Below are 13,793 nucleotides of genomic sequence, written 5' to 3'. Positions count from 1 at the left end.
GCACTCGGACCGTCCGGCCCCCGCGCACGCCCGCCGGTCGGGCAGGGCCGCTGCCGCGCCCACCGCTTCCGCCGCACCGGCGGCCTATGCCCCGCCCCCGGCGGGAACCACGTTCCCCGCACCCGCCCCGACAGCCAACCCGCCCGCCGCCCCGTGGGCGCCGGCGCAACCGCGCAAGGGCGACAGCCCGCGCGACGCCCTGCACTGGATGGTGCCGATCGGGCGGTCGTGGCAGTCGATCGTCGCGGGCTACCTGGGGCTGCTGTCCCTGCTGATCTGGGTGCTGGGCCCGGTCGCGATCGGCTTCGCCCTGGCGGCGTTCCGGGCGGCGGGCCGCGGCGGCCACGGCCGGGGCCGCGCCGTCATGGGCCTCCTGGGCGGCACCCTGGGCACCGCGATCGGCGTCCTGGTCCTCCTCCAGGCGAACCTCTGACCGCGAGGTCGAGGGTTTCGCGGCGACAGCCGGCGTGTCGTCACGGCGTGTCGTGCGGAACCCTCGACCTCGGCGGTGCGACTACCAGGAGCCGCGGGCGTACTGGGCGGGCCAGCCCGTGGGCTGGCCGGGGAGGATGCTCGCCGCCGGGTCGCCCGCGTGGTCGAGGACCGGGGTCTTGTCGTCCAGGGTGTGCGCGGCGCGCAGCGCCCAGTGTGGGTCGAACAGGGCCGGGCGACCGATCATCACGGCGTCCGCGTCACCGGCGGCGAGGACCTGCTCGGCCTGCTCGGCGGTGGTGATCATGCCGACGGCGGACGTCGCGATCCCGGCGGTCGCGCGGATCTCCCGGGCGGCGTGCACCTGGTAGCCGGGGCCGACGGGGATCGTGGCGTGCACGTTGCCGCCGGTCGAGACGTCGACCAGGTCCACACCGTGCTCGCGCAGCCACACGGACACCTGCGCGATGTCCTCGACGGTCAGCCCGCCGTCGGTCCAGTCCGTCGCCGAGACGCGCACCAGCAGCGGGCTCGTCTCCGGCAGGACGGCGCGGACGGCGTCCACGGTGTCGAGCAGCAGCCGGGCACGCCCCGCGAGGTCGCCTCCCCACGCGTCGGTGCGGAGGTTGGACAGCGGGGACAGGAACTGGTGCAGCAGGTACCCGTGGGCGGCGTGCACCTCCACGAGGTCGAACCCGGCGTCGAGCGCACGGCGCGTGGCGGCGGCGAACTGCCCAGGCACCGCCCGGACCTGCTCGTCGGTCATCGCCTGCGGGGCCGCGTACCCAGCGAACGCCAGGTCGGACGGGCCGACCGTCTCCCAGCCGCCCTCCTCGGCAGGCACGGTGCCGTGCCCGTCGCCGAACCCGCGGTACGTGGACGCCTTGCGCCCCGCGTGCGCGAGCTGCACGCCCGCCACCGCGCCGCGGCTGCGGACCAGGTCGGTCACGCGGCGCCAGGCGGCGACGTGCTCGTCGCCCCAGATGCCGACGTCCTGCGGGGAGATCCGACCCTCGGGGACGATCGCGGTCGCCTCCGCCATGACGAGGCCGAAGCCGCCGACGGCGCGGGCGCCGAGGTGCGCGAGGTGCCAGTCGGTCGGCAGGCCGTCCGGTCCGGCGGAGTACTGGCACATCGGCGCCAGCCACACGCGGTTCCGGAACGTCGTGCCGCGCAGGGTCAGGGGGGACATCAGCAGGCTCACGACGAGCCGAACCGTCACCGCGCGGTCGGCATTCCGCCGGGTCGACGGGTGTGGGGCGCCTCACCCGTGCTCAGGGGCCGAGCAGCGCGGCGGGCACGACCGCCACGCCCCTGCACCACCGTTCAGCAGGCTCCCTGCGCTACCGATAGCAGGGCTCCTGCGCTACCGATAGCAGGCCATCTACGCTACCGACAGCAGGATCTCGACCGACGTCAGCCGCGCTCCTGCCAGGTGGCGACCTCGACCTCGTTGCCCTCGGCGTCGGCGAGCGTCCACCGCTGCGGGTCGTGCGCGACGCCGACCACGCTGCCGCCCGCGCCGAGGGCCGCCGCGACGCGCTCCTCGGCCAGGTCGTGGGGGAGGGCGAGCGCGACGAGCACCCGGTTGCGCTGCGGGCGCGCGTCCCGGGACCGGACGAACCGCACCGCCGGCCACCGCCCTGCGGGGTCGGCGACCTCGTCGTCACCCGCGGACGCGTAGCCGAGCACCGCCTGCCAGAACGGCAGCACGTCCTTCGTCATCATCGCCTCGACGGTCAGCGCCACGGCCTGCACCCCGGAGGGGTCGGCGTGGACACCGAGGTCGCGTGCGGCGGCGGAGACCTCGCGGGCGAGCGCGACGTCACGCTCGCTCAGCCCGCCGACGTCGTGGGACACGAGCCGGACCGTCACCGTCCCGTACCGCAGGTCCACGTCCGGGTGGTGGTCGGCGGCGTCCGCGAGCCGTCCGACGGCGTCCACCAGGGCGACACCGGTCGCGAACGACCCCGTCGCGAAGCGTGCCTCGGCGACGCCGCGCACGACGTGCCAGTCCTCGACGCCCTCGGCCGCGTGGAACAGGCCCGGCGTGATCCGGTCGTCCATGCGTCTCACGCTATCCCGGCGGCGCGGTCGCCGCCGGGCGTCAGCCCGCCAGGTCCAGCCAGGCGAGCAGCACGTTGCCGACGGTCAGCAGCCCGAGGACGAGCAGGCCGACGCGCAGCATCCCGTCGCCGAAAGCCGGTCGCGCCGCAGCGGCGGGGTCCGGGCGCGCAGCCTCGGGGGCGTCGGGGGACTGGTCGGGGTGCCCGTCGGGCAGGACGTTGGGCGGCGGGTGGTAGCCGTCGACCTGGCTGGACGGCTCGGCGTCGGCGGGCGCGGGCGCGGCGTCGGCCGACGGTGCGTCCTGCGTCGGGGCGAGGGCGGCGGCCGGGGACACCGGGCTGGTGGGAGCCGGGGCGTCCCACACGTTCACGGGCCGGAAGACGTCGTCCACGGTCAGCAGCTCGGGGCTGGTCGCCCCACCGAGCTCGGCGACCAGGTAGTCCACCACGAGCGGGACGTCGGCGGCGGCCAGCCGCTCGGGCAGGGCGGTGAGGTAGGCCGCGAGCTGGTGCTCGCCGACGGCGACGGCCCCGCCGCAGACCGCCACGGGGTCGAGGTCGCGCCCGCCGAGGCAGACGACGGCCTGCACGGCCCGCCGGTGCCCGGGGGCGAGCAGCGCGGTGAGGGCACCCGCCGCGCCCGCGACCTCGGCGACGTCCGGGGTGCGGCCGTAGCCGCGGTGCCGCAGGGTCCCGCCGAGGACGGAGATCTCGCCGTCCCACGGCAGCGTCTCGACCACGACGATGCCGCCGGGTCCGACCGCGACGTGCTCGACGGTGCCGCGGGTGCTGCCCGGGCGGTTCAGGCCCGTGAGGGTGACCCAGCCGGACGCGGCCGTCAGGGCGAGGGCGTGGCCGGTGCCGGGGGAGTCGTCGGCGGTCCGGTGCAGCCAGTCGTGGAACCAGCCGTCGTCGGCGTCCGCCTCCGGGCGCGCCTGCGGCACGTCGGTCGCCGCGCTCGTCGCGCCCGCGCCCCACCACCGGCCGAGCCGCCGCGCGCGTCGCGCGGTGCGCCCGGTGCCGTTCCCCTGGACCATCTGCTCACCCCGTAGAGACCTATCGGCGTCCCGGGTGCGGGTGCTGAGCGGAACCGGTCCACCGGTTCGGGTGGTGCGCCGGGGTCACCCCCGGCGCGACCGCGAGGTGCCGTCAGAGGCCGCTGCGGCGGGCGTACGCGGCCGCGTCGATCCCGCGCAGGTCGCAGAACTCCCGCACCGGCCCGGTGAGCAGCACGTCCACGTGCCGCAGGTCCGCCACCGTCGTCGCGCCGAGCAGCGTCATGATGTCGCCGACCTGCGTGAGCCACGCGTGGATGCGGGCGACCAGGGCGGCCTCGCCCTCGGTCAGCAGCAGCCGCAGGAAGCCGCCCGCGACACCCACCGCCGTCGCGCCCAGCGCGAGCGCGCGCACGACGTCGAGGGGGTGGCGGATGCCGCCGGAGGCGAGCAGGTCGACACCCTCCACGGGGGAGGCGTCCAGCAGGCCCTCCACGGCGGACTGCCCCCACCCGGCGAGGTAGTCCATCCCGCCGTCGTCGCGGCGCGCGGACTCGATGGCGGTGAAGTCGGTGCCGCCGCGGCCGGAGACGTCCACGGTCGTGACGCCGAGGTCCCGCAGCCGCTCGACGGTCCCGCGGGTCATGCCCGCGCCGACCTCCTTGACGACGACGGGCACGCCGACGCCGTCCACGATCGCGGCGATGTTCTCGGCCCAGCGCGTGAAGTCGCGATCGCCCTCGGGCATCACGATCTCCTGCGCGGGGTTGATGTGGACCTGCAGGCCGTCGGCCTCGAGGATCTCCACCGACCGCCGGGCCTGCGCCGGGGTGAGGTTGGCGTTGACGTTCGCCAGGACGAACCCGTCGGGGTTGAGGTCGCGCAGCACCCGGAACGACGGGATCGCGGCGGGCTCCCGGTGCAGGATCCCGGTCGACCCGGAGGCGATGGGCACGCCCGTCTCGCGCGCGGCGAGAGCCAGGGCGCGGTTGATCGTCTCGGTGTGCGCGGTGCCGCCGGTCATGCCGTTGATGTAGAGCGGCACGTCCCAGGTGAACGCCTGCGCGCGCGTGCGCAGCGACACCTGGGAGCGGTCCCCGGCGGCGAGGGGGTGGTTGAGGAACCGGACGTGGTCCAGGTCGTGCGCCCGGGGCTCGGCGTGCTGCTCCGAGGCGAGCCGGACGTGGTCGTCCTTGCGCCGTGCGTCCTGCGCCGCCGCGCCCGGGTCGGTCACGGCCGGACCTCGGCGTCGCGCGGAGCCTGGACCTGGAGTGACAGGTGCCGGACGTCGGACAGCGCCCAGCCGCGGAGCATCGGCTCCAGGTCGGCACCGGTGTCCACGAGGACGATGCCGCAGTCGCCGCCGCCCGCGCCCGAGGACTTCGCGGCCGCGCCGACGTGCTCGGCGGTCTCGCACAGCGCCCGCAGCGCCGGGGTCTCGATGTCCACACCGGCCTCGCGGGCCAGGGACGTGAGCAGCCCGCGCGCCCGGCGGATCTCGGCCTTCGCGGCGGGGGCGTCGTCCCGCTCGATGGCCTCGGCGAGGGCGTCCACGCACTCCCGGGACGCGGCGAGGAAGTCCGGGTAGTGCGTCTCCGTGACCTCCTTGCGCGACTGCATCGCCTCGACCAGGCGCATCGTCGACGCGGGCACGCCCGTCCAGCCGACTACCAGGCGCATCGACTCGGGCGTGGGCAGCCGCCGCACCGCGAGGCCGGGCCACTCGGCGGCCAGCAGGTCCGTGATGGGGCCGGACTGCGCGCGCAGCCAGTCGCGGTCGAGCGCCGCGTACCGGATCCACCCGCCGTACAGGCTCGCCGCGACGTCGCCGCCCGAGCCCATCGGGTTGACCTGCACCGTCGCCAGCAGCGCGAGCTTGAGCAGGTGCAGCGTCGGCAGGCCCAGGTCGTAGAACCGGTCCAGCGCGCGCACGGTCGCGGCGGTCACCGCGGCGGACGAGCCGAGGCCGAACTTCCGGCCCGAGCTGTCGTCGAGCTCGCTGGAGATCGTGATGTCGTAGAAGCCGAGCGTGCGGCCCTGCTCCGCGGCGAACCGCTCGACCACGTCGATCGCGGACAGCACGTAGTCGAACGGGCGGCTGTCGTGGTCCAGCACGACGCGGTCGCCGTCACGCCGCCACACCACCGGCAGCCGGCCGTACTGGTCGGACGCGATGGAGCCGGCGCCCTCGGCGCGGTCCAGCCGGACGGTGACGTGCCGGTCCACCGCGACCAGCACGGCGGGGTAGCCCGCCTCCACCACGGCGTACTCGCCGGCGACGAACAGCTTGCCCGGGGCGCAGACCTCGATCACGCGGCCACCCCCGCCCCGGCGGCCACCCGCAGGTCCGGGCCCGGGCGGGCGGTCACGACCCGGCGCGCCTCGTCGCCGTCGGTGCCACGAGCCAGCGCGGTCGCGACGACGTCGAGGTCCGCGCCGGAGCACAGCACCTTGACGTTCGGACCCGCGTCGATGGTCGCCCAGCAGGGCAGCCCCTCGGCGCGCAGCGCCTGCACCTCGTCCAGCACGGCCACCGTGTGTGCGGTCCAGTACCGGACCGGCGGGCGCGCGCCCAGCATCGTCGCGTGCATGCGCAGCGCGTTGGACTCGGCGAGCGCGCCCAGCGCCGCGAGGTCACCCGCGGCGACGGCGTCGAGCATGAGACGGACGTCCTGCTCCGTGGACTCGACCCAGCCGGGGAAGAACGGCGACGTCTCCACGGTGCGGCGCATCGCCACGCGGCTGGACACCGACTTCTGCCCGGCGTCCAGCACGACCACGGCCATCGCCGGGTCGAGCGGGCCCCCGGCCTCGCCGCCGGGCACGGGCTCGGCGTACGACGTCGCGTCGTCGGTCCCGCCGTGCCACACCACGAGCCCGCCGAACACCGAGCGCGCCGCCGACCCGGAGCCGCGCCGGGCCAGCCGGGACAGGTCGCGCGGGTCCAGGTCCAGGCCGTACGCGGCGGCCGCGGCACCGGCCAGCGCCGCGAAGCCGCTGGCGGAGGACGCGAGGCCGGCCCCGGTGGGGACGGTGGACTCCGAGGTCACGGTCGCGCGCGCGGTCGAGCCGGCACGCTCGCGCACGAGGTCGAGGAACCGGGACACCCGGCCGAGCTCGCCCTCGGACATCGGGCGCCCGTCCAGCGTGCCCGCGTCGGCCTCCGCGCCCACGGTGACGGTGGTGGTGGCGTGGAACGCGTCCAGGGTCAGCGACAGGCTGGACGTCGCGGGGATCGCCAGGGTCTCGTCGCGCTTGCCCCAGTACTTGGCGAGGGCGATGTTCGCGTGCGCGACGGCGGTCGCGGAGTTCGTCATCCGAGGGACACCTGGGCGGGAGGGGCGGGTCGTCGCGCGTCGGTCCGGTGCAGCCAGGTGCGCGCCGCGCCCGCGCGGCGCAGGGCAGCGGCGATCGTACCAGCGGAGGTCGCGTCGGCCGCGAGCGCGAGCATGCATCCGCCCTGGCCACCGCCGGTGAGCTTGGCGCCGAGCGCCCCGGCGGCGAGGGCCGCGCCGACGAGCCGGTCGAGCTCCGGGGAGGAGACGCCGAGCTCGGCGAGCATGCCGTGGGCGCGGGTCATCCGGGCGCCGAGGTCCTGCGGGCGGTCCAGCGCCAGGTCGTCCACGGTGTCCCGGGTGATCTGCCCCAGCGCCGCGACGAGCTCCGCGCCGCGAGCCGGGTGCCGGTCCCGGAACGACCGCACGTCGGCGACGGCCACCCGGGTGCGCCCGTGCACGCCGGTGTCGGCGACGACGAGGTGCGCGCGCAGGGCCAGGTCGAGGGAGCGGATCTCCCCGGCCTGGAACCACACGGGCTCGGTGGACGCCGTCGTGCGGGCGTCCAGCCCGGACGGGTTGCCGTGCGCGACCCGCTCACCGACCTGCACGAGGTCGAAGTGCTCCTGCGGGGTCAGCGTCCGCCCGACGAGGTCGGCCAGGGCGTGCGCGAGGGCGCCGGCGGTGGCGGCGCTCGACCCGAGGCCGCGCGCGGCCGGGATCGTGGACTCCGTGCTCAGCGTGATGCCGTGGTGCGGCAGCCCCAGGTGGTCGAGGGTCGCCTCGATGGCGGCGCGCGGCGCGGCCAGCACCTCGGGGGCGTCGGCCAGGGTGCCGGAGTACAGCACCGACTCCAGGGTCAGCGGCCCGTCCTCGCGGCGCGCGGTCGCGCGCATCGGGAGGCTCGCCAGCGGCAGCGCGATGGCGGGCTCGCCGTAGACGACGGCGTGCTCGCCCACCAGGATCGCCTTGGCCCGGGTGTGCCCGGTGCCGACGCGGCCCTCGGGCGCGGGGTTCGGCTCGTCGCGGATGGTCATGCTCCTCACATCAGGTGGGCGACGAACCACGGGGCTGCGTACAGCGACATGAACTGCACCCCGAAGTTGACGCCCAACCGGTTCAGGGTGCCGCACGTCAGCCCGACGAGCAGCACGGCGAAGACGTTCACGAGCCCGGCGTCCAGGTACGCCAGCAGCAGCACGAAGACGACGAACAGCGCCAGCACCGCCTCGTGCGGGACGTAGCGCGTGACGACGGCGGTCAGCCGGAACGAGTACCGGACCGCCAGGACGTACGACAGCACCAGGGCCAGCGCCCCGCCGACCAGCACCGCGACCACGAACTGCGACGTGCTCAGCAGGTGGTGCAGGTTCTGGTCCAGGCTCAGCACCGGCGGCGCGTTGAACAGAGCGTTCGCCGGGCCGACGGCGACGGGCGACAGCGGCAGGCCCACGGCCAGCAGCGGGATGATCAGCCCGGCGAGGTACGTCGAGTGCGCGAGCGCGGCCATCGCCGTGACTGCGCGCGAGGACCGCTCCACGGGCTGCTTCGCCCGGCCACCTGCGGCCTCGCCCATCAGCAGGGTCAGCGCGACCGGGCTGAGGAAGAACAGCGGCGTCGACGCCGCGGACACCGCCGCGCTGGTGCCGAGCTCGGCCCGCGTGAGCAGCTTGCGGGGGCTCAGCGGCGCGCCCTTCAGCTCGGTCGTGGTGATCCGCACCGGCGTCCGCCCGGCGCGCGGGAGCGCGGCCCGCAGCGTCGGGTTCAGCAGCGTGATCAGGCTGAGCAGCAGCGGGCCCGCCGTGATCGCGAGGAAGAACGACACCGTGATCGTGCCGTCCTCGGGCAGCACGCCCGTCTGCCGGTACAGCGCCTGCACGCCCTGGAACAGCAGGCCCAGCGGGACGATCGCCAGCAGCGACAGCACCTTGTTCTTGCCGAGCAGCGCGAGCACCACCGCGCCGCCCACGAACAGCAGCGACCCGTACTCCCGCAGCTGCTGGCCCAGCGGGGCGATGGCCTGGGCGATGCCGAGCGCCAGCGGCACCGCGACCAGCGTGCCGACCACCGAGCCCGCGGCCATCTTGCGGATCGTCTCCGCCGCGCGCCCCTCCTGCTTCAGGCGCAGGGCGTGGTCGATCATCGGCGCGGACAGCACCCCGCCCGGCAGGCCCACCAGGGCCGTGGGGATCGAGTTCGTCAGGTTCAGCGTCACCACCGCGGCGATGAAGAACGCCAGCACCACCTGCGGGTCCGTGCCCGCCAGCACCAGGGCCAGCGTCACCGGGAGCAGCACCGACGTCTCGTCGGTGCCCGGGATGAACCCGATCAGCGTGTACAGCGCGACGGCCGCGAGGGACGCGACGACCATCGGCAGCAGCAGGGAGAGGTCCACAGAGGTCTTTCGGAGCGGGGCGCACCCCCGGACGGGTCGGGGGAGCGCGAGCGGCTGGGCTCGGGGGTGGCGCGGGGGCGCCGGGGACTCAGGCCACCGGATCGCGGCCCGGCTGCCCGGGCTCTGCGGGGGCGTCGTCGGCGACGATCTGCACGTCCCGCTTCGGGCGCACGAGCGCGACGGCGCCGCCGAAGCCGACCACCGCCCCGCCGAGGCCCCAGAAGAACTCGTCCTGCCCGAGCGCGCGGCCCACCAGCACGGCGGCCACCGTCGCGGCGGCGCACACCGCCAGCGCCACGACCAGGTCGCGGAGCGACACCCGGTCGCCCCAGATCTCGACGTACTGCTCGTCGTCGCTCACGTTCCTCCTGACGTCGGCCACGGACCGCCACCCTAGGGCTCCGGCCGGGGGGACCCTGTGCGGCGGGTGTGCGGACGGCGTGCACGTGCTGGTCGGACTGCCGCGCGGTGCACCCGTCCGGGTGACGTCCGGCCGCCCGGACCCCGCCGGGGCCCCCGACACACTGCGCCCGCCGCGGGGTCCGCGGCAACTCGGGAGGCTCCGGTGGCGACGTGGCGCAGGACCCGGACGATGGGGAGGTATGAGCGACCAGACGACGCCCCAGGACCCGACGACCCAGCACCCGGCTCCCGAGCAGCCCGCGCAGCCGCTCGAGCACCCCGGCCGGACCGGCGACATGCGGCAGCAGCCCGACCACGGCGAGGACACCTACGTCGGCTCCGGCCGGCTGGACGGCAAGCGCGCGCTGGTCACCGGCGGCGACTCCGGGATCGGGCGCGCCGTCGCGCTCGCGTTCGCCCGGGAGGGCGCCGACGTCGCGCTGGTCTACCTCCCCGAGGAGGAGCCGGACGCCCGCGAGACCGTGCGCCTGGTCGAGGAGGCCGGTCGCCGCGCCCTCGCGCTGCCCGGCGACATCCGTGACGAGGCGTTCTGCGGCGAGGTCGTCGCCCGCACGGTCGCCGACCTCGGCGGGCTCGACGTCCTGGTCAACAACGCGGCGTACCAGATGGCGCAGGACGGCGGCCTGCTCGACCTCACCACCGAGCAGCTCGACCGCACGATGAAGACCAACGTCTACGCCCTGTTCTGGATCACCCGCGCCGCCCTGCCGCACCTGGCGCCCGGGTCGACGATCATCAACACGACGTCTGTCCAGGCGTTCCAGCCCAGCCCGCCGCTGATCGACTACGCCGCCACCAAGGCCGCGATCCTCAACTTCACGAAGGCGCTCGCGCAGCAGGTCGCGGAGCAGGGCATCCGCGTCAACGCCGTCGCGCCCGGCCCGATCTGGACCCCGCTGATCCCCGCGACGATGCCGACGGAGAAGGTGGAGGAGTTCGGCGGCGACACCCCGCTCGGCCGCGCCGGGCAGCCCGCGGAGCTCGCCCCCGCGTACGTCTTCCTGGCGAGCCAGGAGTCGAGCTACATCACGGGCGAGTACATCGCGGCGACGGGCGGCCGCATCGTCGGCTGACCGGGCGCCCGCCTGCTCAGCGCGTCGTCGCGCAGGGAGACCGCGTCGTCACCACCTACCTGAGGTGCCCCGGGCACCCAGTTCTCGCCCAGGCACCACTCAGCAGGCGTGAGCGCGACCTAGCGTGCACCCGTCATACCGACCGCGCGGGACGCACGGGCTCGCGGGTCGGACGGGTGCGACGCAGGGGAGTGGTGCGGAACGGTGCGAAGGCGACCCTCGGGAACAAGGCGGGCCTCGGCAAGGTGTCGAGCCAGGGCTTGTGCTCGCCGTACACCTCCTACGGCGTCAACTACCGGGTCTGAACGGGTGCGGCGATGAGGAAGCCCCCGGTCTTCCTGACCCTCCTCGTGGCCGTGCTCGCCGGGTGCACCGCCTCGCCTCCCGGCTCCGTCGGCGGGGAGGACGCTGACGGAGCCGGGAGGTCGAGAGCCCTGGACCTCGACGGGCCCTGGGCCGACGCCTTCTCCCAGGCGTACGAGCGGGCGTCCACGGACGAGCAGCGGGAGATCCTCGCGGACGGCGTGGTGACCGACGCGGAGTACGCGCAGGTGTACGACGCGTTCGCGCGGTGCCTCGCGGACGTCGGGTACGAGGTGACCTTCCCGCCGTCGGGTGGGATCACGATCCAGGGCGGCGCGCCGGATGCTCCGGACTCCGTGCTCCAGGACCTGGTCGGCGCGTGCGACGACCAGCACGTGGGTGACGTGGACTACCTCCACGAGCAGGTCTCGCGGAACCCTGAGAACCTCGACGAGTGGACGATCATGGCTGACTGCCTGGTCCGCGAGGAGGTCGTGCCGCCCTCGTTCGGGAGGGCGGACTACGAGGCGTGGTTCACGTCGGAGACGGCGGGCGACCTCCCCTACACCGTCGACGCACGGACTGCCGAGGTCGCGTTCGGTGCGTGCAACGCCGACCCCCTTGGCCTGTTCGGATGACGGGCCGCCGGACCACCGCGGCGCTGGCGGCGGTGGTGCTGACGGCTGACCGTGACGCCGTCGCCTGTGGTTTCCGCCCCCGCCCACCGCGATCCGCGCGTGCCGGGGGGCGTCGGCCGCGGGGGCCTCACGCGGCGAGCGAGCGGGCCCGGCGCAGGACCGCGTCGAGCATGTCCGGGGTGAGGCGGCCGGTGAAGGTGTTCTGCTGGCTGACGTGGAAGCAGCCCAGCAGGGTGACGCGCTCGCCGGTCGCCGGACGGTCGAGGGTCACCTCGGCGCCGTGCGCGAAGCGGGGCCGGGGTCGGGGGACCGCCCAGCCCTGCTCCGCGAGGGTCCGGAGCAGCGCGTCCCAGCCGAACCCGCCGAGCACGACCACGACGCCGGGTCGGACGATCTCCAGCTCGCGCGCCAGCCACGGCCCGCAGCGTCGTCGCTCCTCGGGCAGCGGGGCGTTGTCCGGCGGCGCGCAGTGCACGGGTGCGGTGATCCGCACCCCGGACAGGGTCAGCCCGTCGCCGACGTGCGTGGAGGTGGGCTGGGACGCCATGCCGACCCGGTGCATCGCGGCGAACAGGAAGTCCCCGGACCGGTCGCCGGTGAACATCCGCCCGGTGCGGTTGGCGCCGTGCGCCGCGGGCGCGAGGCCCACGACCAGCACGCGGGCGTCGGGGTCGCCGAACCCGGGCGCGGGGCGCGCCCAGTAGGTCTCGTCCCGGAAGGCGGCGCGCTTCACCGTCGCGACGTGCTCGCGCCACGCGACCAGGCGCGGGCAGGCCCGGCACTCCACGACGGCGGCGTCCAGGTCGGCGAGCCCGGCGGCCGCCGGCGCCGCGTGCGCCGGGTACCCGGGCTCGTCCGGCGTCGGGACCGGCGCCGCGGACGTGGCACGCACGGTCAGGCGAAGCGGTCCGGGTCGCCGGCGCCGACCCGCACGACCTCGGGGAAGCCCTCGGACCAGTCGACGACCGTGGTGGGCTCGGTGCCGCACTCCCCGGCGTCCACGACGGCGTCCACCACGTGGTCGAGCTCCTCCTTGACCGTCCAGCCGTCGGTCATGGGCTCGGTGTGGTCCGGGAGGATCAGGGTCGAGGACAGCAGCGGCTCGCCGAGCTCGTGCAGGATCGCCTGCACCACCCGGTTGTCGGTGATGCGCACGCCGACGGTCTTCTTCTTCGGGTGCGCGAGCCGCCGCGGGACCTCCTTGGTGGCCGGGAGGATGAACGTGTACGGGCCGGGCGTCGCCGCCTTGATCGCGCGGAACGGCGCGTTGTCCAGGCGGACGAGCTGACCGAGCTGCGCGAAGTCCGCGCACATCAGCGTGAAGTGGTGCTTGTCGCCGAGGTGCCGGATCGCGCGGATGCGGTCGGCGCCGGTGTGCGACTCCAGGCGGCACCCGAGGGCGTAGCCGGAGTCCGTGGGGTAGGCGACGAGGCCGTCCTCGCGCAGCAGCGCGACGACCTGGCTCACCGCCCGCGCCTGCGGGTCGTGCGGGTGGACGTCGAAGTACCGGGCCATGCCGTCGAGCGTAGGACCCGCGCGGCCCTCGTGCTGCCGGTCTGCCGGTCAGCCCAGGACGGCGACCAGGAAGTCCGCGTCGGCGTCGAACGGCCGCAGGTCCCAGGTCGAGAACCGGTGCTGCACCCGGAACCCGGCGGCGTGCGCGTCGTCGGTCAGCGCGTCGAACGCGTACCCTCGCCCGGCGCCGAACCCGACGACGAGCCGCCCGCCGGGCACGAGGTGCGCGCGGATGCGGCGCAGCACCTCGACCTCGGTGCCGGGCGCGACGAACGTGAGCACGTTCCCGGCCATGACGGCGACGTCGAACGGCTCGGCGACGCCCACGGCGGGCAGGTCGAGCTCGGCGAGGTCGCCCACGTACCAGTCGCCCTCGGGGTGGTCGGCGCGGGCGGCGTCGACGAGCACCGGGTCGACGTCCACGCCGACGACGCTGTGCCCGCGGCGGGCGAGCTCGCCGCCGACCCGCCCCGGGCCGCTCCCGGCGTCGAGCACCCGGGAGCCGCGCGGGAGCATGGCGTCGACCATCCGCGCCTCGCCCGCGAGGTCCGCGCCCTCGGCGGCCATGGTGCGGAACCGCTCGACGTACCAGGTGGACCGGTCGGGGTTCTGCCGGCCGATCTGCTCCCAGCGGGTGGGCTGACGCACGGACGTGCTCCTCGGGACGGCGGACGGGAC

General features: G+C 75.5%; 15 protein-coding genes. 3 read left to right on the top strand and 12 right to left on the bottom strand.

What is annotated here, in order from left to right; all coding sequences use genetic code 11:
• Positions 1-433: hypothetical protein (locus EBM89_RS21975; protein ID WP_233571493.1), on the top strand; the 433-nt coding region annotated here is incomplete at its 5' end.
• Between the two features lie 81 nt (positions 434-514).
• Here EBM89_RS21975 and EBM89_RS02740 read toward each other — a convergent pair.
• The 9 genes from EBM89_RS02740 to EBM89_RS02700 form a co-directional block, all read right to left on the bottom strand.
• Positions 515-1,624, bottom strand: a complete 1,110-nt coding sequence (locus EBM89_RS02740) for an NADH:flavin oxidoreductase/NADH oxidase (RefSeq protein WP_122147934.1) — start codon at positions 1,622-1,624, stop codon at positions 515-517.
• A 224-nt stretch (positions 1,625-1,848) separates the two neighbouring features.
• Positions 1,849-2,499: a 4a-hydroxytetrahydrobiopterin dehydratase gene (locus EBM89_RS02735; protein WP_122147929.1), complete on the bottom strand. Its 651-nt coding sequence runs from the start codon at positions 2,497-2,499 to the stop codon at positions 1,849-1,851.
• A 40-nt stretch (positions 2,500-2,539) separates the two neighbouring features.
• Positions 2,540-3,535, bottom strand: coding sequence for a nuclease-related domain-containing protein (locus EBM89_RS02730; RefSeq protein WP_122147928.1), 996 nt, complete (start codon positions 3,533-3,535; stop codon positions 2,540-2,542).
• Positions 3,536-3,647: 112 nt separating this feature from the next.
• On the bottom strand, positions 3,648-4,727 hold the full coding sequence (gene fni / locus EBM89_RS02725) for a type 2 isopentenyl-diphosphate Delta-isomerase (protein ID WP_122147927.1): 1,080 nt from the start codon (positions 4,725-4,727) through the stop codon (positions 3,648-3,650).
• The gene (locus tag EBM89_RS02720; RefSeq protein ID WP_122147926.1) at positions 4,724-5,806 is read right to left on the bottom strand and encodes a phosphomevalonate kinase; all 1,083 of its coding nucleotides are present in this window, start codon (positions 5,804-5,806) and stop codon (positions 4,724-4,726) included. Before EBM89_RS02720 ends, fni begins: the two co-directional genes overlap by 4 nt.
• Entirely contained in the window at positions 5,803-6,810 is a 1,008-nt protein-coding gene (gene mvaD / locus EBM89_RS02715; protein WP_122147925.1) for a diphosphomevalonate decarboxylase, read from the bottom strand. The genes EBM89_RS02720 and mvaD overlap by 4 nt, the downstream gene beginning before the upstream one ends.
• Entirely contained in the window at positions 6,807-7,805 is a 999-nt protein-coding gene (gene mvk, locus EBM89_RS02710) for a mevalonate kinase (RefSeq protein WP_122147924.1), read from the bottom strand. Before mvk ends, mvaD begins: the two co-directional genes overlap by 4 nt.
• Before the next feature lie 5 nt (positions 7,806-7,810).
• Positions 7,811-9,163 carry a tripartite tricarboxylate transporter permease gene (locus EBM89_RS02705; protein WP_122147923.1) on the bottom strand — a complete coding sequence of 451 codons (1,353 nt, stop codon included), beginning with the start codon at positions 9,161-9,163 and terminating at the stop codon, positions 7,811-7,813.
• A gap of 88 nt (positions 9,164-9,251) precedes the next feature.
• Positions 9,252-9,524 carry a PrgI-related protein gene (locus tag EBM89_RS02700; protein ID WP_122147922.1) on the bottom strand — a complete coding sequence of 91 codons (273 nt, stop codon included), beginning with the start codon at positions 9,522-9,524 and terminating at the stop codon, positions 9,252-9,254.
• A 241-nt stretch (positions 9,525-9,765) separates the two neighbouring features.
• Here EBM89_RS02700 and EBM89_RS02695 point away from each other — a divergent pair, with 241 nt between their 5' ends.
• Both EBM89_RS02695 and EBM89_RS02690 read left to right on the top strand, forming a co-directional pair.
• A complete protein-coding gene (locus EBM89_RS02695; RefSeq protein WP_122147921.1) occupies positions 9,766-10,659 on the top strand; it encodes an SDR family oxidoreductase in 894 nt (297 codons plus the stop codon).
• A gap of 317 nt (positions 10,660-10,976) precedes the next feature.
• Positions 10,977-11,600, top strand: a complete 624-nt coding sequence (locus EBM89_RS02690; protein ID WP_122147920.1) for a hypothetical protein — start codon at positions 10,977-10,979, stop codon at positions 11,598-11,600.
• Between the two features lie 127 nt (positions 11,601-11,727).
• Here the strand turns inward: EBM89_RS02690 and EBM89_RS02685 are convergent, their stop codons facing one another.
• From EBM89_RS02685 to EBM89_RS02675, 3 genes are read right to left on the bottom strand one after another with little or no spacing between them, the layout of a single operon-like run.
• On the bottom strand, positions 11,728-12,492 hold the full coding sequence (locus EBM89_RS02685) for a uracil-DNA glycosylase (protein ID WP_122147919.1): 765 nt from the start codon (positions 12,490-12,492) through the stop codon (positions 11,728-11,730).
• A gap of 2 nt (positions 12,493-12,494) precedes the next feature.
• Positions 12,495-13,115: an L-threonylcarbamoyladenylate synthase gene (locus EBM89_RS02680; RefSeq protein ID WP_122147918.1), complete on the bottom strand. Its 621-nt coding sequence runs from the start codon at positions 13,113-13,115 to the stop codon at positions 12,495-12,497.
• 48 nt (positions 13,116-13,163) lie between these two features.
• Positions 13,164-13,763, bottom strand: coding sequence for a class I SAM-dependent methyltransferase (locus EBM89_RS02675; RefSeq protein WP_122147917.1), 600 nt, complete (start codon positions 13,761-13,763; stop codon positions 13,164-13,166).
• Positions 13,764-13,793 lie beyond the last annotated feature (30 nt).

Origin of the sequence: Cellulomonas triticagri (assembly GCF_003696205.1) — a bacterium.
Classification (GTDB): domain Bacteria; phylum Actinomycetota; class Actinomycetes; order Actinomycetales; family Cellulomonadaceae; genus Cellulomonas; species Cellulomonas triticagri.
This window is presented reverse-complemented; position numbering and strand designations above follow the sequence as displayed.

Excerpts from the sequence above, each read along its gene's own strand:
- EBM89_RS02680 (WP_122147918.1), bottom strand. The coding sequence starts at position 13,115 with ATGGCCCGGTACTTCGACGTCCACCCGCACGACCCGCAGGCGCGGGCG.
- EBM89_RS02740 (WP_122147934.1), bottom strand. The coding sequence starts at position 1,624 with ATGTCCCCCCTGACCCTGCGCGGCACGACGTTCCGGAACCGCGTGTGG.
- EBM89_RS02695 (WP_122147921.1), top strand. The coding sequence starts at position 9,766 with ATGAGCGACCAGACGACGCCCCAGGACCCGACGACCCAGCACCCGGCT.
- mvaD (WP_122147925.1), bottom strand. The coding sequence starts at position 6,810 with ATGACGAACTCCGCGACCGCCGTCGCGCACGCGAACATCGCCCTCGCC.
- EBM89_RS02730 (WP_122147928.1), bottom strand. The coding sequence starts at position 3,535 with ATGGTCCAGGGGAACGGCACCGGGCGCACCGCGCGACGCGCGCGGCGG.
- EBM89_RS02690 (WP_122147920.1), top strand. The coding sequence starts at position 10,977 with ATGAGGAAGCCCCCGGTCTTCCTGACCCTCCTCGTGGCCGTGCTCGCC.
- EBM89_RS02735 (WP_122147929.1), bottom strand. The coding sequence starts at position 2,499 with ATGGACGACCGGATCACGCCGGGCCTGTTCCACGCGGCCGAGGGCGTC.
- mvk (WP_122147924.1), bottom strand. The coding sequence starts at position 7,805 with ATGACCATCCGCGACGAGCCGAACCCCGCGCCCGAGGGCCGCGTCGGC.